General features: G+C 41.0%; 24 protein-coding genes. All 24 read right to left on the bottom strand.

The window, feature by feature from the left end:
• Positions 1–3: 3 nt before the first annotated feature.
• Positions 4–771 (bottom strand): flagellar motor protein, encoded by a 768-nt coding sequence (locus tag ABYD77_RS00900; protein ID WP_372766078.1) that lies wholly within the window; start codon positions 769–771, stop codon positions 4–6.
• On the bottom strand, positions 764–1,912 hold the full coding sequence (locus ABYD77_RS00895) for a chemotaxis response regulator protein-glutamate methylesterase (RefSeq protein WP_372766076.1): 1,149 nt from the start codon (positions 1,910–1,912) through the stop codon (positions 764–766). Before ABYD77_RS00895 ends, ABYD77_RS00900 begins: the two co-directional genes overlap by 8 nt.
• 11 nt (positions 1,913–1,923) lie before the next feature.
• The gene (locus ABYD77_RS00890) at positions 1,924–4,137 is read right to left on the bottom strand and encodes a chemotaxis protein CheA (RefSeq protein ID WP_372766074.1); all 2,214 of its coding nucleotides are present in this window, start codon (positions 4,135–4,137) and stop codon (positions 1,924–1,926) included.
• Positions 4,138–4,151: 14 nt separating this feature from the next.
• Positions 4,152–4,925, bottom strand: a complete 774-nt coding sequence (locus ABYD77_RS00885) for a protein phosphatase CheZ (RefSeq protein ID WP_372766072.1) — start codon at positions 4,923–4,925, stop codon at positions 4,152–4,154.
• Between the two features lie 17 nt (positions 4,926–4,942).
• Positions 4,943–5,326, bottom strand: coding sequence for a chemotaxis response regulator CheY (gene cheY / locus ABYD77_RS00880; RefSeq protein WP_010560568.1), 384 nt, complete (start codon positions 5,324–5,326; stop codon positions 4,943–4,945).
• 50 nt (positions 5,327–5,376) lie between these two features.
• Positions 5,377–6,093 (bottom strand): RNA polymerase sigma factor FliA, encoded by a 717-nt coding sequence (locus ABYD77_RS00875; RefSeq protein ID WP_372766070.1) that lies wholly within the window; start codon positions 6,091–6,093, stop codon positions 5,377–5,379.
• 8 nt (positions 6,094–6,101) lie between these two features.
• A complete protein-coding gene (locus tag ABYD77_RS00870) occupies positions 6,102–6,959 on the bottom strand; it encodes a MinD/ParA family protein (RefSeq protein ID WP_372766068.1) in 858 nt (285 codons plus the stop codon).
• Positions 6,952–8,328 (bottom strand): flagellar biosynthesis protein FlhF, encoded by a 1,377-nt coding sequence (gene flhF, locus ABYD77_RS00865; protein ID WP_372766066.1) that lies wholly within the window; start codon positions 8,326–8,328, stop codon positions 6,952–6,954. Before flhF ends, ABYD77_RS00870 begins: the two co-directional genes overlap by 8 nt.
• 21 nt (positions 8,329–8,349) lie before the next feature.
• On the bottom strand, positions 8,350–10,458 hold the full coding sequence (flhA, locus tag ABYD77_RS00860) for a flagellar biosynthesis protein FlhA (RefSeq protein ID WP_372766064.1): 2,109 nt from the start codon (positions 10,456–10,458) through the stop codon (positions 8,350–8,352).
• Between the two features lie 80 nt (positions 10,459–10,538).
• The gene (gene flhB / locus ABYD77_RS00855) at positions 10,539–11,669 is read right to left on the bottom strand and encodes a flagellar biosynthesis protein FlhB (protein ID WP_372766062.1); all 1,131 of its coding nucleotides are present in this window, start codon (positions 11,667–11,669) and stop codon (positions 10,539–10,541) included.
• A gap of 9 nt (positions 11,670–11,678) precedes the next feature.
• A complete protein-coding gene (fliR, locus tag ABYD77_RS00850; RefSeq protein WP_372766060.1) occupies positions 11,679–12,458 on the bottom strand; it encodes a flagellar biosynthetic protein FliR in 780 nt (259 codons plus the stop codon).
• 12 nt (positions 12,459–12,470) lie between these two features.
• Complete coding sequence (gene fliQ / locus ABYD77_RS00845; protein ID WP_372766058.1) at positions 12,471–12,740, bottom strand: flagellar biosynthesis protein FliQ; 270 nt, start codon at positions 12,738–12,740, stop codon at positions 12,471–12,473.
• Positions 12,741–12,775: 35 nt separating this feature from the next.
• A complete protein-coding gene (fliP, locus tag ABYD77_RS00840) occupies positions 12,776–13,486 on the bottom strand; it encodes a flagellar type III secretion system pore protein FliP (RefSeq protein ID WP_372766056.1) in 711 nt (236 codons plus the stop codon).
• Between the two features lie 46 nt (positions 13,487–13,532).
• The gene (fliO, locus tag ABYD77_RS00835) at positions 13,533–13,907 is read right to left on the bottom strand and encodes a flagellar biosynthetic protein FliO (protein WP_372766054.1); all 375 of its coding nucleotides are present in this window, start codon (positions 13,905–13,907) and stop codon (positions 13,533–13,535) included.
• Positions 13,904–14,299, bottom strand: a complete 396-nt coding sequence (fliN, locus tag ABYD77_RS00830) for a flagellar motor switch protein FliN (RefSeq protein WP_372766052.1) — start codon at positions 14,297–14,299, stop codon at positions 13,904–13,906. The genes fliO and fliN overlap by 4 nt, the downstream gene beginning before the upstream one ends.
• A 21-nt stretch (positions 14,300–14,320) precedes the next feature.
• Entirely contained in the window at positions 14,321–15,412 is a 1,092-nt protein-coding gene (fliM, locus tag ABYD77_RS00825) for a flagellar motor switch protein FliM (protein WP_372766050.1), read from the bottom strand.
• 12 nt (positions 15,413–15,424) lie between these two features.
• The gene (gene fliL / locus ABYD77_RS00820; protein ID WP_372766048.1) at positions 15,425–15,964 is read right to left on the bottom strand and encodes a flagellar basal body-associated protein FliL; all 540 of its coding nucleotides are present in this window, start codon (positions 15,962–15,964) and stop codon (positions 15,425–15,427) included.
• Between the two features lie 73 nt (positions 15,965–16,037).
• Entirely contained in the window at positions 16,038–18,035 is a 1,998-nt protein-coding gene (locus ABYD77_RS00815) for a flagellar hook-length control protein FliK (protein WP_372766046.1), read from the bottom strand.
• Positions 18,036–18,097: 62 nt separating this feature from the next.
• A complete protein-coding gene (gene fliJ, locus ABYD77_RS00810; protein ID WP_372766044.1) occupies positions 18,098–18,547 on the bottom strand; it encodes a flagellar export protein FliJ in 450 nt (149 codons plus the stop codon).
• Positions 18,547–19,872 carry a flagellar protein export ATPase FliI gene (gene fliI / locus ABYD77_RS00805; protein WP_372766042.1) on the bottom strand — a complete coding sequence of 442 codons (1,326 nt, stop codon included), beginning with the start codon at positions 19,870–19,872 and terminating at the stop codon, positions 18,547–18,549. The genes fliJ and fliI overlap by 1 nt, the downstream gene beginning before the upstream one ends.
• Positions 19,873–19,874: 2 nt before the next feature.
• The gene (fliH, locus tag ABYD77_RS00800) at positions 19,875–20,705 is read right to left on the bottom strand and encodes a flagellar assembly protein FliH (protein WP_372766040.1); all 831 of its coding nucleotides are present in this window, start codon (positions 20,703–20,705) and stop codon (positions 19,875–19,877) included.
• A 3-nt stretch (positions 20,706–20,708) separates the two neighbouring features.
• Positions 20,709–21,755 carry a flagellar motor switch protein FliG gene (gene fliG / locus ABYD77_RS00795; protein ID WP_372766038.1) on the bottom strand — a complete coding sequence of 349 codons (1,047 nt, stop codon included), beginning with the start codon at positions 21,753–21,755 and terminating at the stop codon, positions 20,709–20,711.
• Entirely contained in the window at positions 21,748–23,400 is a 1,653-nt protein-coding gene (gene fliF / locus ABYD77_RS00790; protein WP_372766118.1) for a flagellar basal-body MS-ring/collar protein FliF, read from the bottom strand. The genes fliG and fliF overlap by 8 nt, the downstream gene beginning before the upstream one ends.
• 79 nt (positions 23,401–23,479) lie before the next feature.
• The gene (fliE, locus tag ABYD77_RS00785) at positions 23,480–23,812 is read right to left on the bottom strand and encodes a flagellar hook-basal body complex protein FliE (protein WP_372766036.1); all 333 of its coding nucleotides are present in this window, start codon (positions 23,810–23,812) and stop codon (positions 23,480–23,482) included.
• Between the last annotated feature and the right edge of the window lie 107 nt (positions 23,813–23,919).

Raw genomic sequence — 23,919 nt, 5'->3', positions numbered from 1 at the left:
ACGTTACTTAAATAGTGAACTGTTATTTTTTTCGATTAAGTAAGCTGATAATTTTTGTTCAATCACATTAGGCGAATCACCTTGCAAGATGCAATACATTCCCTCAGCAAGCATTTGATGATAGCGGCAATGTTCATCAACCAAATTCGCTAACTTATTAGCTATCGGAATATAAATTAGGTTAGCAAACCCAACACCATAAATAGTAGCCACAAATGCAGTTGCAATACCAGCGCCTAACATATCCGGCTGTTGAATAAAATTCATTGCCTGAATAAGCCCTAACACCGCGCCCAATATACCTAATGTCGGACTGTAGCCCCCCATCGCATTATAAACTTGGCTTGATTCATTAAGAGCATAACGCCTTTGTAAGATTTCATTTTCCATGGTGTCAAAAAATTGCTGTTCATCACTGCCATCGACAAGGAGATTTAAGCCTTTAGAGACAAAATAATCTTTCTCATCTATCGCTAAATTTTCAAGCGAAAGATACCCATCATGACGCACTTTTGCAGCCCAATTTTTTACTTGTTCAATCCCTTTTGGAAAGTCATGTTTAGGTGGTTTGAATACCCAAGGTAACATTTTAATAGCGGTTAAAAATTGATACTTAGTAGCTTGCAACATAACAGCTCCTAACGTACCACCAAACACAATAATAAATGCTGAAACGTCAAATAAATTTGTCAGTACACCACCTTCTATGGTGTAACCGAAGCCGATCGCTACAAACGCTAAAATGACACCGAAAATGGCCAGCTTATCCACAACCTATTTCCGTATTAATGTGTTTTGCAACATCTTCCAATGCAATGCTTTTCTCACTTAAGCCTGCACTTACAACAGCTTGAGGCATCCCATATACGACACAAGTTGCTTCATCTTGAGCCCATATTATTGAACCTGCTTGTTTTAGTAAGCGTGCACCATCACGCCCATCAGCCCCCATACCAGTCAATATTATAGCAAGTACAGAGTCTCCAAAGCTCTTCGCTGCGCTAGCAAAAGTAATATCCACACTTGGCTTGTAAGTTACACGAGCGCTGTCATCTTCATAAATTTTAAGTTTTTGACTACCGCCGCGACCTTCAACCAACATTTGCTTACCACCCGGTGCCAAATAAGCGACTCCAGGTTTGAGTACATCACCATTTTCAGCCTCTTTTACTGTAATCTGACACAAAGAATCTAAACGTTGTGCAAACGCGGGAGTAAACGCCCCAGGCATATGCTGAATTAGCAATATTGGATGAGGAAAGGTTGCTGGTAATTGCGTAAGCACTTTTTGTAATGCGACAGGTCCCCCAGTAGAGGTGCCTATTGCCATTAACTTATACTTTTTACCCGAAGCTTTTGGTCTTTCTGATGAGCTTCCTGATCTTGAGTCAGCAACATTTGTCCTAGGTGAGAATATTCTATCTGGTTGACGAAGGCTTGGGGATGAGGCTCGGCTAGGTCTTGTACTGCTAGAGGGAGAAGTCATCGTTCGATGTGAGCGCAATCCACCCACTCTTCGACGCCCTATTTCTCGCACTTTTTGTTGTAGTACTTTTGTTGCTTCTTCTTTATCTCGAGCGATATCTTCAAATTTCTTGGGTAAAAAGTCTAAGGCCCCTGCATCAAGCGCATCAAGTGTTGCACTAGCACCATCGTGCGTTAACGAAGAAAACATTAAAATAGGCGTTGGTGTTTGCTGCATAATTTGCTTAACAGCACTTATCCCATCAAGCACCGGCATCTCAATATCCATTGTAATTACGGATGGCCTCAATTCCGCAGCTTTTTCAACAGCCTCTTTTCCATTATTGGCAGTACCAATAACTTCAATATTGGGATCTTGATTCAATATCTCACTTACGCGACGGCGGAAGAAGCTAGAATCATCTACAACTAAAACCCGAATTGTCATTAAATGCTCTCTTACTTTTTATTGCGACCTTGCCCTGCGTAGTGCTTTAACAAGCTAGGTACATCCAGAATAAGCGCAATCCCACCATCTGAAGTGATGGTCGCACCAGCCATACCAGGAGTTCCTTGCAATAGTGCATCTAACGGTTTAATGACTACTTCTTCCTGACCAATCAGTGAATCGACTACAAAGCCCATTTGTTGAGTACCAAGTTGAACAATAACTACATGACCTTGAGAACGTTTTTGTTCAGTCCGCGGATTACGTAATAACCATTTTTCTAGATAGAATAACGGTATCGCTTTATCGCGAACAATAATGGTAAGTTGTCCGTCAACCAAATTAGTTTTGGTTAAATCTAGGTGAAAAATTTCATTCACACCGGCTAATGGCAAAGCAAAAGTTTGTTGACCAACAACCACCATTAATGTTGGTAAAATTGCTAGTGTTAGCGGTACCTTAATTTCAAGAACCGTACCTTTGCCTTTTTCAGACTCAATATTCACTGTGCCGTTGAGCTGTGTGATTTTGGTCTTAACCACATCCATGCCCACGCCACGACCTGAAATATCTGATATCTCTTCCTTCGTTGAAAAACCTGGCGCAAAAATTAAGTTATATGCTTCTGTATTTGATAATCTTGCAGCTTGATCTGCATCGATAACACCTTTACTTATTGCAATACTCTTCAGTTTTTCAGCATCCATGCCAGCACCATCATCCTCTATGGTTAGCAAAATATGGTCACCTTCTTGTGATGCTGAAAGTGTTACTGTACCAGTACGCGGTTTTCCGGCAGCTTCACGGTCATTTGGCATTTCAATACCGTGATCAACTGAATTTCGAACTAAGTGAACAAGCGGATCAGCTAACGCTTCAACTAAATTTTTATCTAGATCAGTCTCTTCACCAACAAGCTGTAAGTTAATTTCTTTTTTTAAACTTCGCGCTAAGTCACGAACAACACGGGGGAAACGACCAAATACTTTTTTGATCGGCTGCATCCGCGTCTTCATTACAGCTCCTTGAAGGTCAGCTGTAACGACATCAAGATTAGAAATCGCCTTACTCATACTCTCGTTGCTGACATTTGAACCAAGACTCACAAGTCGATTTCGAACCAATACTAACTCACCAACCATATTCATAATCTGGTCAAGACGCTTAGTGTCAACACGAACTGTAGTTTCAGCAGGTGGTGCAGCTGGTTTAGCTGGCGCTTTATTTGCTGGAGGTGCTGAAGCGTTTGATACCGGTTGTTTAGCTGGTACAGCTGGTTTTGCTGACGTCTGTGGCTTAACTGCATCTGGTCTTGCTTGCTGAGTTGGTGCGCTTGGTTTCGACGCTGTAGGTTTTGCTATAGGTGCATCATTTGACGAATTTTCACTCGCCTTTGGCGCACCACCTTTACCGTGGAGTTCGTCAAGTAATGCTTCAAATTCATCCTCTGTGATGTCTTCATCACCACTCGCGCTAACCGATGTAGGCGCTGGCGATTCATCATTCGGTACTGAAGCACTTACTTCGTCCGATGTGCCACCAAATGAACCTGCACCATGCAATTCATCTAATAAACTTTCAAATTCATCATCAGTAATTTCATCAGAATCAGGACTATCTGAACTTGAGTTCGATACCGTCGCAGGACCATTTCCAGAGCCGTGCAACTCATCTAATAGACTTTCAAATTCCTCTTCGGTTATGTCATCAACACTACCAGAGTCGTTTGCTATGTCTGAATCACCAGCATCAAACAAGATATCATCAAATGGATCTTGTTCAACTGAGGCTGGTTCGGCAGCAGGTTCGTCACTGGAAACAATTTCATCAGCACTTTCTGGTTGACTTAACCTATGCAGCTCAGCGAGTAACTGAGGATCAGCTGGGTCTGGTTGTGCACGATTTTGAATATGCCCAAACATTTCATTAATAGTGTCAAGCGCTTGAAGAATCACATCCATCAATTCAGGAGTAACTCTGCGTTGGCCTTGACGTAACACATCAAAAATATTTTCCGCACCGTGACAGGCATCGACCAATTCCGTCATTGAGAGAAAACCAGCCCCTCCTTTAACAGTATGAAAGCCCCTAAAAATTGCATTCAGTAAGTCGGTGTCTTCAGGATTATTTTCCAATTCCACTAACTGTTCTGAGAGCAACTCTAAAATTTCACCGGCTTCGACTAAAAAGTCTTGTAAAATATCTTCATCGACATCAAAGCTCATGCATTTTTCTCCGATTAGAAGCCCAAACTAGATAATAGATCGTCTACTTCATCTTGACCTGAAACCACATCTTCACGTGCTTCAGCATTAATAATTGGGCCTTCAGCTACTTGGTCTAATTCACCATCAGCAACCATTTGTTGTTCTTGTTTTCGTGTTGTCTCAGGTGATCCTACATGTTCTACCGGTGTACCAAACACTGTTAACATATGAATCAAGCTATCTTCGACTTCGCGCACTAGTTCTATAACACGTCTGATAACTTGACCTGTAAGATCTTGATATCCTTGAGCCATCAAGACTTCTGTCATTAAACTATTCAATTTATCAGAGTTAGATTTGGCCTCTTGCATAAAACCATTTAACTCATGACAGAGTACCTTGAACTCACCAACTTTAAGATCGCGCGACATCAATTTATCCCATTTGGGTTTAATGTTATTAAGATCAGTTTGCAGTTTATCGGCAATGGGTAGAGAAGCTTCAACCGCATCCATTGTTGTGTTTGCAGCTTGCTCCGTCATTTCCATAACATAGTTGAGGCGCTCCTTCGCATCCGGAATGGATTCCGTAGTTAGCGCTGATAACGTGGTGTCTAATTGAAAGTTTTTTAATGAATCATGCAATTGGCGAGTCAGTTTGCCTACCTCACCAAATAATTCATCCTGCTCAATTGCCGTAACCTGCTTTAACAGCTCTTGCGCTTGTTGATGTTCACCATTTTCAAGAAACGCAACGAGCTGCTTAGCTTGTTCTAAGGTAATTTGAGGCGCAGCACCTGCTGACATAAACCTCTCCTTCCCAATCAGCCTAAACGCTCAAAAACTTTGTCAAGCTTTGTTTTCAACGTAGCAGCAGTAAACGGCTTAACTATGTAGCCGTTAACACCGGCCTGTGCGGCAGCAATAATTTGTTCTTTCTTCGCTTCTGCTGTCACCATTAACACAGGAATGTGTTTAAGGCTATCATCCGCACGAATTGCACGTAACAAATCAATACCTTGCATACCTGGCATATTCCAATCCGTTACTACAAAGTCAAACTCTTGATTTTGTAACATCGGCAGCGCAGTACTTCCATCATCCGCCTCTTGTACATTTGTGAAACCAAGATCTCTTAACAGGTTTTTAATGATTCTTCTCATTGTTGAAAAGTCGTCAACTACAAGAATTTTCATGTTTTTATCCAAAATATCCTCCAGTGAGGTATGCACCTAATTGTTTACTTACTACTTTTATTCTATATCCAGTCATGGATTTTTGCTTTAAGGCGCACCATGGCCTGACTATGTATTTGGCTGACTCTCGATTCACTTACGTCAAGAATCAATCCGATTTCTTTTAAATTCATTTCATCATTGTAGTAAAGCGATAGCACTAATGCTTCCCTTTCGGGCAAAGTTTGTATTGCTGTTACCAATGCTTTATTAAATTTATCTTGTTGTATATCTAATAATGGGTTTTGTTCATTATTACCAAGGCCTGCATCTATAACATCCTCGTCAACACCTAGATCCTCAATGCCAATAATCTTACCATTACTAATATCTCTTAGAATATGATGGTACTCATCTATCGTAATATCAAGTTTTTCAGCAACTTCACTATCTTTTGCTTCGCGACCCAACTCCGCTTCTAACTTGTTAATAACCGCAGCAACCTCTCTCGCATTTTTATGAACTGAGCGAGGTACCCAGTCTCCTTTGCGGGTTTCATCGATAATAGCACCACGGATGCGAATACCCGCATACGTCTCAAAACTCGCGCCTTTAGAACCATCAAAATTCTTAGCGGCTTCTATTAAGCCTATCATGCCCGATTGGATTAAGTCTTCAACAATAACACTTGAGGGCAAACGAGCGAGTATATGGTAGGCAATACGTTTAACCAACGGCGTATGCTGTTCAACAAGTTGAGATAATTGATTTTGGTTAGCATAGGCAGTGGTTCGTTTCATAGGCATTCCTAGTTGCTAACCAATTTCTCGATAAAAAATTCAAGATGCCCTGATGGCTGATTAGGGATCGGCCAAGTTGCAGCTTTTGTTGCTAAGGCTTTAAAGGCGATTGCTGCAGGCGATTTAGGGAAAACATCTACAATGGTTTTTTGTTTACGAATGGCTTTACGAATATTTTCATCAAATGGCACTGTTGCTACAAGTTCAAGGGATACATCCAAAAAACGATCGGTAACTTTCGACAGCTTCGCAAAAAGCTCCTGACCTTCTTTTAAGCTACGCACCATATTAGCTACAATTTTGAATTTATAGACTCCGTGCTCTCGACTGAGCACTTTAATCAGAGCATAAGCATCTGTAATAGAAGTCGGTTCATCACACACCACAACTAGCACATCTTGGGAGGCTCGTGAGAAACTTAATACCATATCAGAAATACCTGCTGCCGTATCTACAACCAACACATCATAATGAGAATCTAATTCACCAAAAGCACGAATAAGCCCTGCATGCTCAGAAGGAGTTAATTCAACCATATTTTGTGAACCTGATGTTGCTGGGACTATTTTTACGCCATAGGGACCTTCAACCAAAATATCTTCAAGATCACATTCACCCGATAACACGTGTGACAAATTTCGCTCAACGCGTAAGCCAAGCATCACATCGCAGTTTGCTAACCCCAAATCGGCATCGAGTACCAGTACTTTTTGGCCTTGTTGTGCCATGGCGATTGCCATATTAAGTGAAACGTTGGTTTTGCCAACCCCTCCTTTACCTCCAGTTACCGCAATTACTTTTACAGCCTTGTTATTGTTTGTCATTTTCCGCAGGCCACTAGCTTGATCTAATTCTGGGTTAATCATACATTCCTACTGCTTGATGCGCCATGCCTGATGCACGTCTTGCTTGCGCGTTTGTTCGTTTTGCATACAATTGCTGTGCTTTACTGACCAATTTTTCCGCATTTGCTACACGGATGTCCTCTGGTACACGTTGTCCATTGGTAAGATAGCCTATTGGCAGTCGATTTTGAATGGCTACACTTATAATTTCACCTAAACTTAGACATTCATCAAGTTTTGTGAAGATACAACCACTTAACTTAACTTGTTTGAACTGTTTAATGGCTTCTTGTTGTACCTCCAATTGGGCTGTCGCACTCAAAACAAGGTAGCTTCGAATATCAACTCGACTATTACGCATTAATGTATTCAGTTGCTCAGACAAACGCAAGTCCCGTTGACTCATTCCTGCTGTATCAATTAATATTAGACGCTTATTTCTTAAATGATAAAGAATTTCAGTAAGTTCTTCTGCATTTTTAACTTGTTTCACTGGGCAGCCAATAATGCGGCCATAAGTTGATAATTGTTCGTATGCACCAATACGATAAGTATCGGTTGTGATCAATGCAATATTGTTCGCGCCAAACTTTTGTGCGCCAAGGGCAGCAAGTTTCGCTACAGTTGTGGTTTTACCTACACCGGTTGGGCCAACCAAAGCATACACGCCACCGCGACGTAAGATTTCATTGTTTGCCGTGTAGAGTTGTTTACTTAACATATTTAATGTTTCTTGCCATGCTTGACGCGGTGCAACGTCATCAGGAATAAAACATGCTAACTGGTCAGCTACAGCTTCACTTATACCCATGCCTTTAAGGCGATCTAGCAATAATGCACGTGTTGGGTCACGACGTGCCATATCTTCACTCATTAAGCCTGAAAGTTGGTGTTCTAAAAGCTGTCTAATTGAGGCCATTTCATCACGCATTGCTTGCATTTCGTGTGATGTTTGAGGCTCTGAATTCATCGTTGTCGGTTGTTTGGTTTGATTAAACGCATTAAATGATTCTTCTTGAGAAGAAGTAAATTTATCTTCATCAAACCAGTTGTGAGTCTGCTTTGCTGCTGGCTTATCATATTGAGGTGCTTTTTTCGCTTGTCGCTCGAGTAGTGCTGAAAGACTATCAGCAACAGCAGCTTGCTTTTCAGGTTTTGCCATTTGCGGTTTAGGTTTTACAAACTGACTGTTAAATCTCGGCTTTTCTTCCGAAAGTTTTGGTGAAACAGGAGCACTTTGTACCGTTTTTTCATAATCAACAGCAGCCACAATTTCAATACCATCAGCCATACGTTTGTTTGACATGATCACCGCATCAGGGCCTAGTTCATGCTTTACTTCATTTAATGCTGTACGCATATCTTTTGCAAAAAAACGCTTAATTTTCATGTCACACCTCACCTTGTCTTATTACTGTTGACCAACCGAGCAAACTATTTTTATCTGTTTTTCTTCAGGTACTTCCTGATATGACATCACACGCAGCCCTGGTAGGCTGTGTTTCACAAATCGTGATAACACACTGCGCAGCATCCCCGATGTCAACAGTATTGAAGGTTCACCAGCCATTTCTTGGTTTTGATGGGCATCGCCGAGAGAGTTTTGAAGTCTTTCTGCAAGCCCTGGTTCAATACCAGCACCTTCATCACCTGCACTTTGAAGTGACTGATGCAACATCTGTTCCAACTCAGGCGCCAATGTAATGACAGGAATTTCAGGGGCGTTACCAGCAACGTCTTGAACGATTAAACGACGCAGCGAAATGCGCACTGCAGCCGTTAACACATCAGGGTCTTGGCTGCGTGGTCCATACTCAACCAAGGTTTGAACAATAGAGCGCATATCACGAATTGGCACACCTTCGTTCAACAAGTTTTGCAGTACCTTAACAATGGTAGTAAGAGGTAAAATGTCTGGTACAAGTCCTTCAATTAGACGAGGATGAGATTTGGCCAGCATATCTAATAAGTTTTGCACTTCTTCATGCCCAATCAATAATGCAGCGTGATTGTGAAGCAGTTGGGAAATGTGGGTAGCAACAACAGTTGCAGCATCAACGACTGTATAACCTAATGATTGAGCTTCATCTTTTTGCTCTGGTGCAATCCATACAGCATCTAAACCAAAGGCTGGATCTTTAGTAGCAACGCCTTTTACTTCACCAAATACTTGTCCTGGGTTGATTGCTAATTCATTGTTATGTTTTAACTCACCATGACCACTCGATACCCCCATTAAAGTTATACGATATTCATTTGGGTCAAGCTCTAGATTGTCACGAATATGCACAGGAGGTACTAAGAAGCCTAATTCTTGCGATAGTTTTTTACGCACGCCCTTAATTCGACTAAGCAACTCACCACCTTGTGCTTGGTCAACCAATGGAATTAAGCGGTATCCAACTTCAAGACCAATAACATCTACTTGCTGTACATCATCCCAGCCAAGTTCTTTTTGTTCAATTTGCGCTTGTTCTTGATTCGGCGATTTACCTTTAGCTTGTTGCTGTGCTTCATCTTCCGCTTTTTGCGTTTTAATGCGCTTATTCCAGTAGGCAATAGCACCGATTAAGAATCCTAAACCTAAGAAAGCCACTTTAGGCATGCCAGGCACCAAACCCATTACAATTAAAATACCTGCGGCGATATAGAGTGCTTTATCATTGCCAAGTTGAGCATGAAATTGCTCACCCATATTTTGTGATTCATTTTGACGTGTCACTACTATCGCAGTACCAATAGACAGTAATAGAGAAGGTAATTGAGCAACGAGACCATCACCAATTGTCAGCAATGTATAAACTTCCATTGCACGACTAAAAGGCAAGTCGTGTTGGATCATGCCAATAAACAAGCCACCAATAATATTTATCACTAAGATAACAATACCAGCAATAGCATCACCTTTTACAAACTTACTGGCACCATCCATCGAACCATAGAAATCCGCTTCTCGCGTCACCTCAGTACGACGCTCTCGCGCTTGCTCAGCAGTAATAAAGCCCGCATTTAAGTCCGCATCGATTGCCATTTGTTTACCTGGCATTGCATCTAATGTAAAACGTGCTGAAACTTCTGAAATACGGCCTGCACCTTTGGTAATTACCACAAAGTTGATAATTATTAGAATTAAAAACACCACTAAACCAACAGCGTAATTACCACCTATAACCACAGAGCCAAATGCTTCAATCACTTTACCAGCGGCATCACCGCCCTCATGACCTTCAAGCAAAACTACCCGAGTACTTGCCACATTAAGCGCTAAGCGCAAAATAGTTGCTATAAGTAACACTGTTGGAAAAATGCCAAAATCGAGTGGCTTCAGTGTGTATAAAGTTATAAGTAGTACAACAAGTGAAAGTGCAATATTAAATGAGAATAAAATATCGAGCAGAAACGCAGGCATGGGCAACACGACCATACCGAGAGCGGCAAGAACAAGAATAGGCGTTCCTATACCTTTTAAGTAATCTGATTTATTCGCATTAAGTTGATTTAATGTGGCTTTGAAGTCCATACAACAGCTATTCAATATATTGACACTGGTATAGCTAAAGCAAATTATGTTCCAACTAATTAATCAATTTAACTCATTGATTAATATTTGAAATCATCAGGTATGGGTAAGTTTTTGGCTAATTTTTCTGGGCGTTTACCACGACCCTTATTAAATTGTTTTAATTGATATACATAAGCAAGTACTTGTGCCACTGCAACAAATAATTGCTCAGGTATTTGCTGCCCAATTTCGCCTGTATGATAAAGCGAGCGTGCAAGCAGAGGGGATTCAACTATTGGCACTTCATAACGGTCTGCAATTTTACGAATTTGCAATGCGAGTTCATCGCCACCAATGGCAACCACTATAGGTGCGCCTGCTTTTTCGGTGTCATATTTAAGAGCAACTGCATAATGGGTCGGGTTAGTAACAACCACGTCCGCATCAGGCACATCCTGCATCATTCTACGCTGTGACATCTCGCGCTGGGTGCGGCGAATACGTGCCTTAATTTGCGGGTCACCTTCACTGTTTTTAAATTCATCTTTCACTTCCTGTAAAGTCATTTTTAACTGCTCGTTATGATTCCACTTTTGAAAAGGAGCATCTATCGCAGCTATAACAATCAAAGTCATTGCAAGAGCAAAAAACATCCAAGCAAGGATCCACAGAGCGTGTTCGATATTACCAGGTACAGCTTCTAGACTTAACGTTAAAATTTCGGGGAAGTAACCTTTGATTAAATAAACGGCGACAGTGGCTATCAAGCCAAATTTTAGTAACGCTTTTACAAGTTCAATGGCTGCTTGTTTACCAAACATCCGTTTTAATCCTTTTAGCGGAGACATCTTACTCGCTTTTGGTGCAGCCGCTTCCCAACTAAAATTAAAGCCTCCCAAAAAGGTATTACCTATGACACCGGCAACCAACAAGCATACAACAAACATCGTCATACCATACCAAAGCTCACTGGCAATTTCAGACCAAACTGAAAACATTTTTGTGGTGTCATACACTTCATTACGGTTAAGTGACAATAATCGCCCCATCACATTATAAAGGCCTACCGCAATGTCTTTGCCAAACAGTAAAAAGCTTACAGCTGCTGCAATCAATACAAATGTGGTACCCGTTTCTTTTGAACGAGCCACCTGCCCTTTTTTAGCTGCGTCAGCTAACTTTTTGGCAGTGGGTTCTTCGGTGCGTTCTTGATCCGATCCGTCAGCCATAACTACTCTCTAAACTTGACAGCCTACGAGATTGCACATGAGTTCAATCATCTTTAGCCATTGAAATTCAAATTGCGCAATAAAATTAGTCATAGTAGCCCAAATTATTACTAGTCCTGCAAGTAATGTAAAAGGAAAACCGATGGTAAATATGTTTAACTGCGGTGCTGCACGAGTCATCACACCGAACGAAAAGTTTATCACTAACATGGCAGTTAAAGGCGCTAATGATAATACGAGCGCAGTTGCAAACATCCAACTTCCCCATAACGCTATTTTTTGAAAATTAGCCACAGGCCACCAGCTACCATCTATAGGCAGCGCTGTGAAACTGTGAACTAACATTTGTATCATCATCAAATGACCATCATATACCCAAAATAATAAGGTCGCTAAAATCAAATAAAATTGACCTACCGCAGGCACATTTTGACCATTAGCAGGATCAACAATCGAGGCAAAACCTAAGCCTGTTTGCATTGCTAAAATTTGGCCTGCTAAGATAAATGTATTAAGCATCATCACAGAAGCAAGTCCCATTGCTGCACCAATCAGAATCTGTTGTAAAACCACGAGAATCATTTGGAAACTAAATAATTCTGTAAATTGGCTAGCAGGTAAAATAGGCATCACCAGCAATGTAACAAGAACTGAAAGTCCGAGTTTGACGCGAGTAGGAACGGTTTTTACACCGATACCAACCATAACCATAAACATGGCAGAAATGCGTGCTAACGGTAGCAAAAAATCTGATAAGTATTGAACAAGTTGGCTAAATAATATTTCCATAAATCGCCTAATCTAGCCGGCAATTTGAGGAATAATCTCCACCATTTGATGGAAATAATCAGTGAGATTTTGGGTAATCCAGTGAGCACCATATATCAGGGCGAGTAAAGTAATCACCAAGCGTGGTAGAAAGCTTAACGTCTGTTCGTTTATTGATGTTGCAGCTTGAAAAATCGCCACAATTAGACCAACAACTAAGCTAGGAACAATAATCGCCGCAACAAGTTTAATTACAAGAAAAAGCGCTTCACTTAGCACCTCAACAAATATTTCCGGTTGCATTTAGCCTCCTAGCCTGTTGGTGTGGTTTAGCATCTCTAAGTTCCTAACCCATAGCTACGCGCTAATGTCCCCATCACTAAAGACCAACCATCAACTAAAACGAATAACATAATCTTAAACGGTAGCGAGACGATCATTGGTGAGAGCATCATCATACCCATTGCCATTAAGACACTGGCAACCACTAAGTCAACAATCAGGAAAGGAATAAAGAACATAAAACCAATAATAAATGCGGTTTGTAATTCGCTGGTAATAAACGCCGGGATAACTACAATAAATGGGGTATCTTCAGGTGAATCCAGCTTTTCGTATCCAGCTATTTTGGCAAAGGTCTCTAGATCAGAAATACGGGTTTGCGACAACATGAAAGCTTTTAAAGGGTCTTTTGCTTGGTCAAGTGCCTGAATAGAGGTCAGCTCTTCTTTCAAATAAGGTTGTATGGCACGATCGTCAATTTGCTTATATATGGGCGCCATAATAAAAATACTCATAAATAGTGCCATACCAACCAACAATTGACTTGAAGGTGTTTGTTGTAAACCAATTGCTTGGCGCAAAATGGCTAGTACCACAATGATACGGGTAAAAGATGTCATCATAATAACAGCTGCTGGAATAAAACTCAGTGCTGTCATCATTATCAAGACTTGTAATGTGACTGAGTATTCTTGCGCACCATCTGCGTTGGTTTTTACAGTCAATGCTTGTAAGCCATCATTGGCAAAAACGATGTCAGGAAGCATAAAAAACAGTCCAACAACGAATAACTTTAGACACATTCGATACATATTATTTCTTATTTTTGGGATTCATAAAATGTGCCAACTGCTTGGCAAACTCTGGCATTTGCTGCTCAGCCAAAGGTGTTTCTAATTGGTATAAGTAGTTTATTGAGCCAGATGTCACACCTAACACATGATGCTTCTCATCCATCTCAACAACTAGTAATCGCTCTTTACTACCCAAATTAATGGTTCGAATAACTTTAAAATCGTCGCTTTGAGTTATTTGTGGTGTAAAACGTTTTACTAATAGCCCCAGAACAACAATGCACACCACCACCAAAAATAATGACAATAACATTGAAGCCAGCTGTTGAAAACCCGCTGGCTCGGCAGCCAAAACATTGAGTGGTAGAAATAAACATGCTAAACGCTTTCTCATCGCAGCTTCTTGATGCGTTCGATTTGACTAATGACATCTGTTAAACGAATACCAAATTTATCGTTAACGACCACTACCTCACCATGTGCAATCAGCGTCCCATTTACCAATACATCTAGTGGCTCACCAGCAACTCGGTCAAGTTCAACTACTGAACCTTGGTTTAGTTGTAATAAGTTACGAATGCTAATTTTCGAGCGGCCAACTTCCATCGAAATTGTCACTGGAATATCCAAAATTGTGTCCAGCTTACGCTTTTCTTCAGTAGTTAAATCCGCTTTGGGAGCTTCTGATAACTCTTCAAGTTCAGCAACTTCAGCCTCACCATCGTCACCTTCTGCTTCAGCTAGGGCAGCTGCCCATTCATCCATTGTATCTTGATCATCGCTCATACTAAATTTCTCTTCTCTCTATTACCAGTCGAGGTCTACACCGTCTGATAAATGTAAATCTTCTTCCAATTGCTCTAGTTCAGCATCTGAATCGAGTTTCTTACCGCCTTTAGTAAATACATGTAATTCTGATTTAACAGACTCTGGGCGTTTAATTTTTTCACTAATTTGTATTGCTACATTATCACGTGAACGACCCATTTTTGCACGGTATGTTGGTAAGTCTTCAATAAATACGGTAATATGTTCAGGCATTTCAACTGGAATAATATCGCCTTCTTTCAGCTCCATTATTTGCTGTAAGCTTAAATCCACTTCAAGCATACGGGTACTTAAATCAACTTCTACATCCATGATTTCATCACGCAATGCCTTCGACCAACGTAAGTCGGTATCTTCCGTGTCCGACTGCACACCGGCATCAAGCAATTCACGAATTGGCTCTAACATTGAATATGGCAGGGCAATATGAAAATCTCCACCACCACCGTCAAGCTCAATATGGAATGAACTAATAACAACCACTTCCGTAGGGCTTACAATATTCGCCATTGCAGGGTTTACTTCTGAATCAAGGTATTCAAAAGATACATCCATCACGGGAGCCCATGCTTCTTTGTAATCTTCAAAGATTATCTTCAGCAGCATTTGTACAATTCGACGTTCAGTGGGGGTAAATTCCCGGCCTTCAATTTTTGCGTGATAACGACCATCACCACCAAAAAAGTTATCTACCAAAATGAATACTAAGCGCGCTTCCATAGTGATAAGGCCAGTGCCTTTTAAGGGTCTGAAGCGCACCATATTCAAACTAGTTGGGACAAATAAGGTGTGGATATATTCACCGAACTTAATCATTTGTACGCCATTAATCGACACTTCGGCCGTGCGGCGCATCATGTTAAACAGTGAAATTCGCATATGGCGAGCAAATCGTTCATTCACGATTTCAAGCGTAGGCATACGACCACGTACAATACGGTCCTGCGATGAGAAATCGTATTGTAATGCGGAGGCATCGCTATCGCCGCCTTCGTCTATCTCTTCTTCGTCAACGTCATCTACGCCGTGTAAGAGCGCGTCGATTTCATCTTGAGATAATAAATCGCTCACCTAAACTCCTAATTATTGCATTACAAAGCCAGTAAACAGAACACGTTCAACAACTTTACTGCCTTCAATATCAACTAATGCATTTTGTACTTCAGTCAGTGCGTTATAGCGCAAAGCTTCTTTGCCTGCGGTTGTACCTAAATCGTCTGCGTTACTTGCTGAAAAAACGCGAAGAAGCGTATTTTCAATTAGTGGAATATGGCGTTTTGCCGCTTCCTCGTTGACATCGCCACGCACAAGTAACTGTACCTTAATTTGCACAAGACGATCCTTTGAAGTTCCTGGCACATTAAACACAAATGGTCTTGGCATGCCCACATACAAGGCGCTTCCCATTTCTGCTGCGCTTGATTTGGCTTTTCCTTCCACTCCCTCTTCAGAGGTTGTCTCTTCAGAAAGCGTTTCCGTAGGAGCACTATCATCACCACCTAAAAAGAAAAAGGCACCACCGCCACCAGCGAGTAACACTACAACAGCTATGATGATAATCATCATCTTATTGCCTTTTTTCTCTCCACCTTCTTCTATTTCAAGATCTTTTTGTTCTGCCATTGTGACGTTTCCATTGCTGCAATTTATTATTTTATATAATAGTGCGTTTATTTCTGTTTAATAGCAATTAGTGTTATGCGTAAAAATCAATTCCATTCTTCTGTTTGCTGACAATTTGTTCAGATACATCACCATTGCTTTCAACATTACCCTCATTCGCTTGCGAAGACCCTGAGTGTTCCGCTGTTTGCTGCTCGCTCTGACCTTGTTCTGACACATTACTTTCACCTAAATTGATACCTTGCTCTGCAAGCATTTCTCTTAACCGTCCCATAGAATGCTCTAACATCTCTTTTGCCTGCTGACTCTGCACAACGAAATTAATTTGAGCTTGCTCTGCATCCGAGCGAATACGAATTTGCATTGAACCCAGCTCAGGCGGATCAAGCCTAATTTCTGCTTCTTTCAAATTCAGGTTTAACAGCATATTTGCCTTATTAAACAATGCTTTTGCCGCATCACTCTGGGCGATATTAACTGGTTGTTGTAATGCTTGCTCTGCACTGGCATGGGTTTGTTTTGTATTTTGCATTACTTGCGCTGTTTGCAACGCAATATGTTGTTGATTAACATCTCTTAATTCAGCTTGTTGAAACTGGCTAGATTGAATTTGAGCTACTAGCTGTGATAGCACAGGTGTATTAGCATTATTTTTTAAAGAGTTAAGTAATTTACTAAAGCTAAGTGGTTGCTCATGTTCTTCATTAGCTAAGTTGAACTCATAGTCAGGCTGAATATTCTCCCCCTCGACAATAGTGTGTTTAACGACCTTATTTAAGTCATTTCGCATGTGTTGTTTTTGCATCACTTCTTGATTCATCGCTGCACTTTGGGATGTGGAACTTAGCTGCTGATTTAGTGTATCAGTCGTTTTTTGTAATTCTTCTTGGGCTTGATTTGTTTCGTCAGTAATGGTTTGTGATACCACGCTCTCTACTTGCGACACTTGATGAAGCATCTGCATATCTGGACGCGAAATGGTAGCAACCTTATTCGCTGGAATCACAATATTGCCATCATCGATTAACTGTGAGAGAGCGCTACTTGTATTCTCGCTTATTTTTAAAGTATCACCACCATTAGTCTTTAAGATTAACCTCTCAGAACTTTCTTGAGAAGACGGCATTAATAACGATTTAAATGATGATGTTTGCTTTGCCGTCTGTGTTTCAATATCTTCAAGTGCAAGGTTTATTTTTTCATTAATTTGATGTAAATCGAGTTTTGTTAATCCCAGCTTTTCAACACCATCACCATCACCCTTAATCTGTGAGAGAATTTGTTTTAGTGCAGTTAAACCATCCCTATCTAGCTTTTCTAACTCTTTTTCTAACTTAATGATATTTTGGCTAAATTTAAAACCGCTATCATTTTCTGCATTAGCGTCTGTTTCTGAAGGCGTTGAACCAAATGTTTTAATGGCACCGTTTTTGTCATTTGTCGCTTTCATTAATTCAACATTCAGAGATTGTAACTTAGTAAGTTGTTCTAGAAATGATGGTGCTTCTTCAACTACAGGCTTTGTACTGTAAGGGGAAATTGCTCTACCCGGCTCATTATTGTGGGTACTTACTTTATCATTAAGCTCTTTAAAATTTAGTGAATCTACTTTTACAATGTTAGTAACTTCTGTCTTTGCTGTTTGTGCTACTTTTTGCTCATCAGAGATACTTACAAAGTGCTGAAAGTCTTGGGATTGTGCGATATCTGGTACAAAAGATTCTTCAGATGTTTCGGCAACTTGCTGTTCTGTAAACAGCACTTTTTGCGCTACATCATTATCTTGAATATCACTCTGATTCTCATTCTTTTTATCACTAACATCATCCAAAATACTAGCATCAACCCCACTTTGCTGATGAACCAGTGCAACATTATCAGATTCAGATGTATCATCTAATTCTATTGAATTGGCTTTTTCCTGCTCTATTTCTCGCTGATTTGTTTCAGCTTCACTCTGAACAGAGGCTAATACGGCTAAAAAACTGTTCTTATTATCAGCTTCGGAAGTAGAGGACGTTAATCCTAAATCAAGGTTTGTAACGCTTAACTGTGAATTAATAGTTGCCATAATACGCTTCCTATCTTGTAAAAGTTTGCCGCTTTTTCGCTGGTATATAAATAAAGCAAAAACTAAGCCAGTCTTTTCCTATTTCTTACAAAAATGTTCGTGGCAAATTCATCAAGTTGTTTTTGTTCAGCTTTTGCTAGTATTTGCTGCTGCTTAAGCTGCTTTTTTTGTTTTAATTTTTCGATAGCTTCTAACTTGGCTTTTTGCGCTAACCATAAGTCTTCGCGTTGTTTGAGGACTTTATTTGCCGTATTAATTGCTGCTAGCTGCTGCTTTAATGCATCATCAAGCTTGCCGATAAACTGTTGAAATTGATTGTAATAACTGCCACCTACGCCTTGTTTAGCACGGCTTTGTAGTTGTGCGAGGTAATCTGAGCGAAAAGTTTCTATCCCGCTTAACTGACGCTGTAAATTAGCGAGGTGTTGCTGTGCCCCGATAAAATCCATACGCAATGATTCTTCTTTGTCGGATTCCAGTTTAATCAGTAATGCTAGTTGGTCGCGTGCCATTATGCCTGCCCTAAAATACGGGCTAAGCTAATCAACCCTTCATCATACGGGATCACTTCTGTCATACCTTGTTGTAAAAAATGATTTATGCCTGGCATCATTTCAATGGTTCTATCGAGCATTGGATCACTGCCTTTTTGGTATGCTCCCAACGTAATAAGATCTTTATTTTGCTGATAAAGCGAATAGATTTGCTTTAATACCCTAGCCTGCTGTAAATGGGTTTCACTAATTACTTGTGGCATTACGCGACTAATCGATTTCTCTATATCAATGGCAGGGTAATGCCCTGCATCAGCGAGCTCTCGCGACAAGACAATATGCCCGTCTAAAATAGCTCGGGCTGCATCAGCAATGGGGTCTTGCATATCATCCCCTTCCGATAAAACAGTAAAAAAAGCGGTAATACTGCCTTGGCCCTCTCCACCATTACCAGCTCGCTCTACCAGCGCAGGTAATTTAGCAAAAACAGAAGGTGGATAGCCTTTTGTCGCAGGTGGCTCACCCACGGCAAGTGCAATTTCACGTTGCGCCATTGCGTAACGTGTTACCGAATCCAATAACAATAAAACATTTAACCCTTGGTCACGAAAATATTCAGCAATGGTAACTGCTGTTTCGCAGCCTTTTAGACGCATTAAAGGGGATGCATCAGCAGGAGCTGCAACCACCACCGAACGTGCACGCCCTTCATGGCCTAAAATTTCTTCGATAAATTCTTTTACTTCGCGACCACGTTCACCGACTAAGCCAACAACAATCACATCTGCATTAGCGCCGCGAGTCATCATGCCAAGCAATACAGATTTACCAACACCACTTCCGGCAAACAAGCCCATACGTTGACCTTGACCAACGGTAAGCACCGAATTAATTGCACGAACCCCTACATCCATAGGTTGTTTTATAGGGCGTCTGGCAAGAGGATTAATTGATTTAGCAGCAAATTTGAGTTTAGCTTCCGCTTGAATTGGCCCTAGTCCATCTAATGGACGGCCCAAACCATCGACAACCCGTCCTAATAAACTCATACCAACGGGCAAGCCAGCATCAGATTGTTGGGGGATCACTCTTGCTCCGGGGAGCACTCCAGAAATTGCATCATTGGGCATTAAATAAAGCGTGTCTCCACTGAAACCAACAACTTCAGCCTCAACTAATCCGTGCTGTGTTTCAATTTGACAACTACTGCCAACAGGCGCTTTTAAACCTTCGGCTTCTAATGTTAACCCCACAACACGCTTTAAACTGCCAGCAACCGCTGGACGGTGCGTTTTAATTTTAGATTGATAACTGGCGAGACGCTCAGCAAGCCCTTGGCTCATAATTAACTGTCGTGATTTTGACTATCGATACCAGCTTCTTGCAAAAAGCTTTCCAGTATTTCTTTTAAGCGCAGTTCAACAGAATAATCAATGGAGGAATTATCAGAATTAATATGTAAACCGCCCTTACTAATACTAGGTTCAACAACCAGTTTCCAATTTCTGTCTACTAGCTGTTCAGCAGGAATAGCCTGCTCTACCAATTCAAAATCATCAGGGTTCAATAATATTTCAAGGGTGTAATGTTGATTTTTGAGGGCATCAGTTGCAACTTTCATTGCATTAAATATGGCTTTTTCATTAACAGTAATTTCGCCGTGTACAACGGCTTTTGCAAGTTCAGTAGCCAACATAACAACTTGCTTTTCTACTTCTTTACTCACTTGTTCAAACGGCGTTGCCAATTCATCAAGTAACTTGGTCAATTGTGCAATTTTTTCGGCTATCTCTGGCTTCGCACTCTCTAGACCTTCTTGTTTGCCTTGCTCTAGCCCTTCTTCGTAGCCTTTTTGTGCGCCTTCAAGTTTACCTTGTTCAAATCCTTGCTGAAATCCAGCTTCTTTTCCTTCGGCATGTCCTTCTTGGTATGCTTCTTCGCGAATTTGTTCAATTTCTTGAATGCTTAATGGGGTAAATTCTTCTTCAGGCTCAACAGGTTCTTGCTTATGCTGTTTTTGATAAAGCTGCTCTAGCGACATGCCCATTGCCGTTGATCGACCTGTCAAATTACGTCTTTCGTCTTTAACATCAGGGATAGGCCAACTCTCCAACAAGGTATCAATAGCCTCTGCATTTTCGATTTTATGCCCTGAGCGGTATTTTCCCAATTTCATAAATTAGAGGAACTCCTCACCACCGCCGCCACCGAGCATGATTTCACCCGAATCAGCTAAACGGCGAGCAATGCTCAAAATTTCTTTCTGTGCAGCTTCTACTTCACTGATACGCACCGGCCCCATTGCTTCAAGATCATCAATCATCATTTCAGCGGCGCGTTTCGACATATTTTTAAGTATTTTATCTTTAAGACCTTCATCTGCACCTTTGATGGCCTTCATCAGCACATCTTGTTGAACTTCACGCAAAATCGCTTGAATACCACGGTCATCCACATCAATCAAATTATCAAATACAAACATAAGATCTTGGATTTGTTGTGACATTTCTTCATCATGCTCACGAATGGCATCCATTAACTGACCTTCAACATTGGTATCGAGGTAATTCATAATGTCTGCCGCAGCTTTCAAGCCACCCATTTTCGCAGCTTGTGCACCCGCTTGACCTGCGAATTGTTTTTCCATGATTTCATTTAATTCTTGCAATGCTGCTGGCTGCACTTCTTCAAGGTTGGCAATACGCATAGTTAAATCGAGGCGAACTTTTTCAGGAAACTGATTAATAATTTCTGCCGATTGCTCAGGCTCTAAATACGCAAGTACAATCGTTTGGATTTGCGGGTGCTCATTGCGGATAATATTAGCAACTTGCTTTGAGTCCATCCATTTTAAAGAATCGAGACCTTTTGCCCCTGATCCCATGATAATTTGGTCAATTAGGTTTGCTGCTTTCTCTTCGCCTAATGCGGCAGTCAACGCTTTCTTAATAAAATCTTCCGATTGGAAACCAATAGTACTAAAGCTTTGAATTTGGTCGATAAACAATTTATGCACTGCAGCAATTTTGGCTTGACTTAAGTCGTCTAAGGCCGCCATTGCCATACCTACTTTTTGCACTTGTTTAGGTTCTAAATGTTTTAATATCTGTGCTGCATCTTCCTCAGATAAGCTGAGTAGAAGAATCGATGCTTTTTCTACACCATCGAGTTTATCTACGTCAAAACCACTTTTAACTTCAGCTATTTGATTATCTTGATCAGTCATCTTCGGTTAACCACGCTTTAACTACTTGAGAAGAAAGTTCTGGCTCATTTGCCACAAGTGCTCTTACTGCTTTTAATAAATCTTCATCACCATGCAAATCTGGCAACTGTAAGGTACCATCTGGGCTAAATCCTACAGCAGACTCGTCAAATTCTTGACTCAGCATATCGATAGCCTCATCACCTAAGTCTACACCTGCAGATAGGCTCGCGTCATCATAATCCTCTGTCGTATCTTCTGGATTAATTAGTTTGCGTAACATTGGACGAACGACAGCAAGAATAAGTACGATAATTACCAGTGCACCCAATGCTAAGCGTAATGCCTTAAAGAACCAAGGTTGTTCCCATACTGGTAATTCAATTACTTCGCCTAAATCTTCTTGCACAAATGGAATGGTCACCACTTCCAATGCGTCACCACGTTGCATATCAAAACCTATGCCGCCCTGTAATAAACGACGAATATTCGCCAATTCTTGTTGTGTACGTGGGTCACGCGTTGCTTCACCACCCTCTGCCACACCATTTTTATAATTAACTGCAACCGACACACTAATTCGGCGGATCACACCGGTTTGTTGGCGCTTGTGTGAAATAGTAGTATCGAGTTCGTAGTTGCGCGTTGCTTCTTTACTGTTACGGCTCGGCATGGTGCTTTGTGAAGATTCATCATTCGCTTGCTCTGGTATTTGAGAGTTAACCGGAGGTTGGTTGGTAAGCGCCCCCGGAATGCCCACTGCTAGGCCGCCAATATTAATATCTTCGCGGGTCATTTCACTGCGCACTGCAGGTAAATCTGGGTTGAAACGTTTTTGTGTTTCTTCGATAGAACTAAAGTCCATCACTAAATCTACTTGTGCGGTGTAATTACCAAGGCCCACCACGGGTATCATAATTGAGTCGATTTTCTCTAAATATTCTTGTTCACGTTTACGCTCAATTTCATATTCTTTACGTGAGCGAGCTGTAAGTGAATTTTGCGAACCTGAATTTAGTAAGCGGCCATTTTGGTCAGTAACAGTAACTCGGCTTGGTTCAAGCCCTTGTACTGCAGATGCAACCATATCCACGACTGAATCGACTTCTTCGCCATCCAGTGTACGGCCACGTCTCACTGTTAGTACTACCGTTGCGCTCGGCTTTTTTTCACGGCGCGCAAATACATTTTCTTTTGGGATAGCAAGAAGCACTTTTGCCCGTGCTACTTTGCTTAATTCTTCAATGGTACGAGCAAGTTGTTGTTCACGAGAATGCTTTAAACGTTCGCGTTCTAAACGTTGGCTTACGCCAAAGCCCATATCTTGCATCAAAATTTCGGTGCCAGATGAAGGGGTTTGCTCTAACCCTTCTTTAGCCATTAATAGTTTAATATTTTGATAGGCTTCTACAGGCACCATAACTACGTTGCCATCAAGTTTGTATTCAACTTTTTGAGCATCAAGAAATTCGAGGGTTTGGATAAGTTCATCCATAGGCATTTTACCTAGTGGGCGCATATCAGGCTCTTTAGCCCAAATCATGATAAACACCGCAATTGCCACACAAATGGTTAATGCGATGATTAACGTCACTTGGCGTGCTACATCAACACCATTTAAGCTGCCAAGGAAACCTGATTTTTGCTCTTGATTGTCACTGTCCATGTCAGTGACACTTAAGTCATTGGCATCCAGTGTTGTTAAATCTGTTGATGAATTAGCCACAACCCTACTCCACTATCGCTTAAACAGGCATGTTCATAATGTCTTTATAAGCTTCTACAAGCTTATTACGCACTTGAACCGTTGCTTCAAAAGCTACTGATGATTTTTGTGATGCAATCATCACTTCTGCAAGAGATACATTACGATCCCCCATTTCAAGGGCCGTAGCTTTTGCTTTCGAGTCCGCTTGTAAACCGTTAACGGTATCTAAGGCATCTTTTAGTAAGTTATTAAACTCAACTTGAGAACTGCCCTGAATCGATTCGATAGGTTGTTTCGGTTTTGAGAAGTTACTTGCTTCAACTGCAAGTGACTGCATTTCTTGATAAAGATTGTTTGCTGAAATATTCATACTGACAAACCGTGATAAATAAACTTAAAACGATTAATGCAAACTTAATGCCAACAATAAGCAGTTTAATTTCAACAACTTACAATGACATTATTTTGACTCAGTTG

It is taken from the genome of Pseudoalteromonas sp. (assembly GCF_041629635.1).
Lineage (GTDB): Bacteria > Pseudomonadota > Gammaproteobacteria > Enterobacterales > Alteromonadaceae > Pseudoalteromonas.
This window is presented reverse-complemented; position numbering and strand designations above follow the sequence as displayed.

Coding starts and splice junctions, on each gene's coding strand:
- fliP (WP_372766056.1), bottom strand. CDS start 13,486: ATGCTTCCTGACATCGTTTTTGCCAATGATGGCTTACAAGCATTGACT.
- fliQ (WP_372766058.1), bottom strand. CDS start 12,740: ATGCAACCGGAAATATTTGTTGAGGTGCTAAGTGAAGCGCTTTTTCTT.
- ABYD77_RS00885 (WP_372766072.1), bottom strand. CDS start 4,925: ATGTCAGCAGGTGCTGCGCCTCAAATTACCTTAGAACAAGCTAAGCAG.
- ABYD77_RS00895 (WP_372766076.1), bottom strand. CDS start 1,912: ATGACAATTCGGGTTTTAGTTGTAGATGATTCTAGCTTCTTCCGCCGT.
- ABYD77_RS00875 (WP_372766070.1), bottom strand. CDS start 6,093: ATGAAACGAACCACTGCCTATGCTAACCAAAATCAATTATCTCAACTT.
- ABYD77_RS00815 (WP_372766046.1), bottom strand. CDS start 18,035: ATGGCAACTATTAATTCACAGTTAAGCGTTACAAACCTTGATTTAGGA.
- ABYD77_RS00890 (WP_372766074.1), bottom strand. CDS start 4,137: ATGAGCTTTGATGTCGATGAAGATATTTTACAAGACTTTTTAGTCGAA.
- fliL (WP_372766048.1), bottom strand. CDS start 15,964: ATGGCAGAACAAAAAGATCTTGAAATAGAAGAAGGTGGAGAGAAAAAA.
- flhA (WP_372766064.1), bottom strand. CDS start 10,458: ATGGACTTCAAAGCCACATTAAATCAACTTAATGCGAATAAATCAGAT.
- fliI (WP_372766042.1), bottom strand. CDS start 19,872: ATGAGCCAAGGGCTTGCTGAGCGTCTCGCCAGTTATCAATCTAAAATT.
- flhF (WP_372766066.1), bottom strand. CDS start 8,328: ATGAAAATTAAGCGTTTTTTTGCAAAAGATATGCGTACAGCATTAAAT.
- fliH (WP_372766040.1), bottom strand. CDS start 20,705: ATGAAATTGGGAAAATACCGCTCAGGGCATAAAATCGAAAATGCAGAG.
- fliE (WP_372766036.1), bottom strand. CDS start 23,812: ATGAATATTTCAGCAAACAATCTTTATCAAGAAATGCAGTCACTTGCA.
- fliO (WP_372766054.1), bottom strand. CDS start 13,907: ATGAGAAAGCGTTTAGCATGTTTATTTCTACCACTCAATGTTTTGGCT.
- fliN (WP_372766052.1), bottom strand. CDS start 14,299: ATGAGCGATGATCAAGATACAATGGATGAATGGGCAGCTGCCCTAGCT.
- fliG (WP_372766038.1), bottom strand. CDS start 21,755: ATGACTGATCAAGATAATCAAATAGCTGAAGTTAAAAGTGGTTTTGAC.
- flhB (WP_372766062.1), bottom strand. CDS start 11,669: ATGGCTGACGGATCGGATCAAGAACGCACCGAAGAACCCACTGCCAAA.
- fliF (WP_372766118.1), bottom strand. CDS start 23,400: ATGGACAGTGACAATCAAGAGCAAAAATCAGGTTTCCTTGGCAGCTTA.
- fliJ (WP_372766044.1), bottom strand. CDS start 18,547: ATGGCACGCGACCAACTAGCATTACTGATTAAACTGGAATCCGACAAA.
- ABYD77_RS00870 (WP_372766068.1), bottom strand. CDS start 6,959: ATGATTAACCCAGAATTAGATCAAGCTAGTGGCCTGCGGAAAATGACA.
- fliR (WP_372766060.1), bottom strand. CDS start 12,458: ATGGAAATATTATTTAGCCAACTTGTTCAATACTTATCAGATTTTTTG.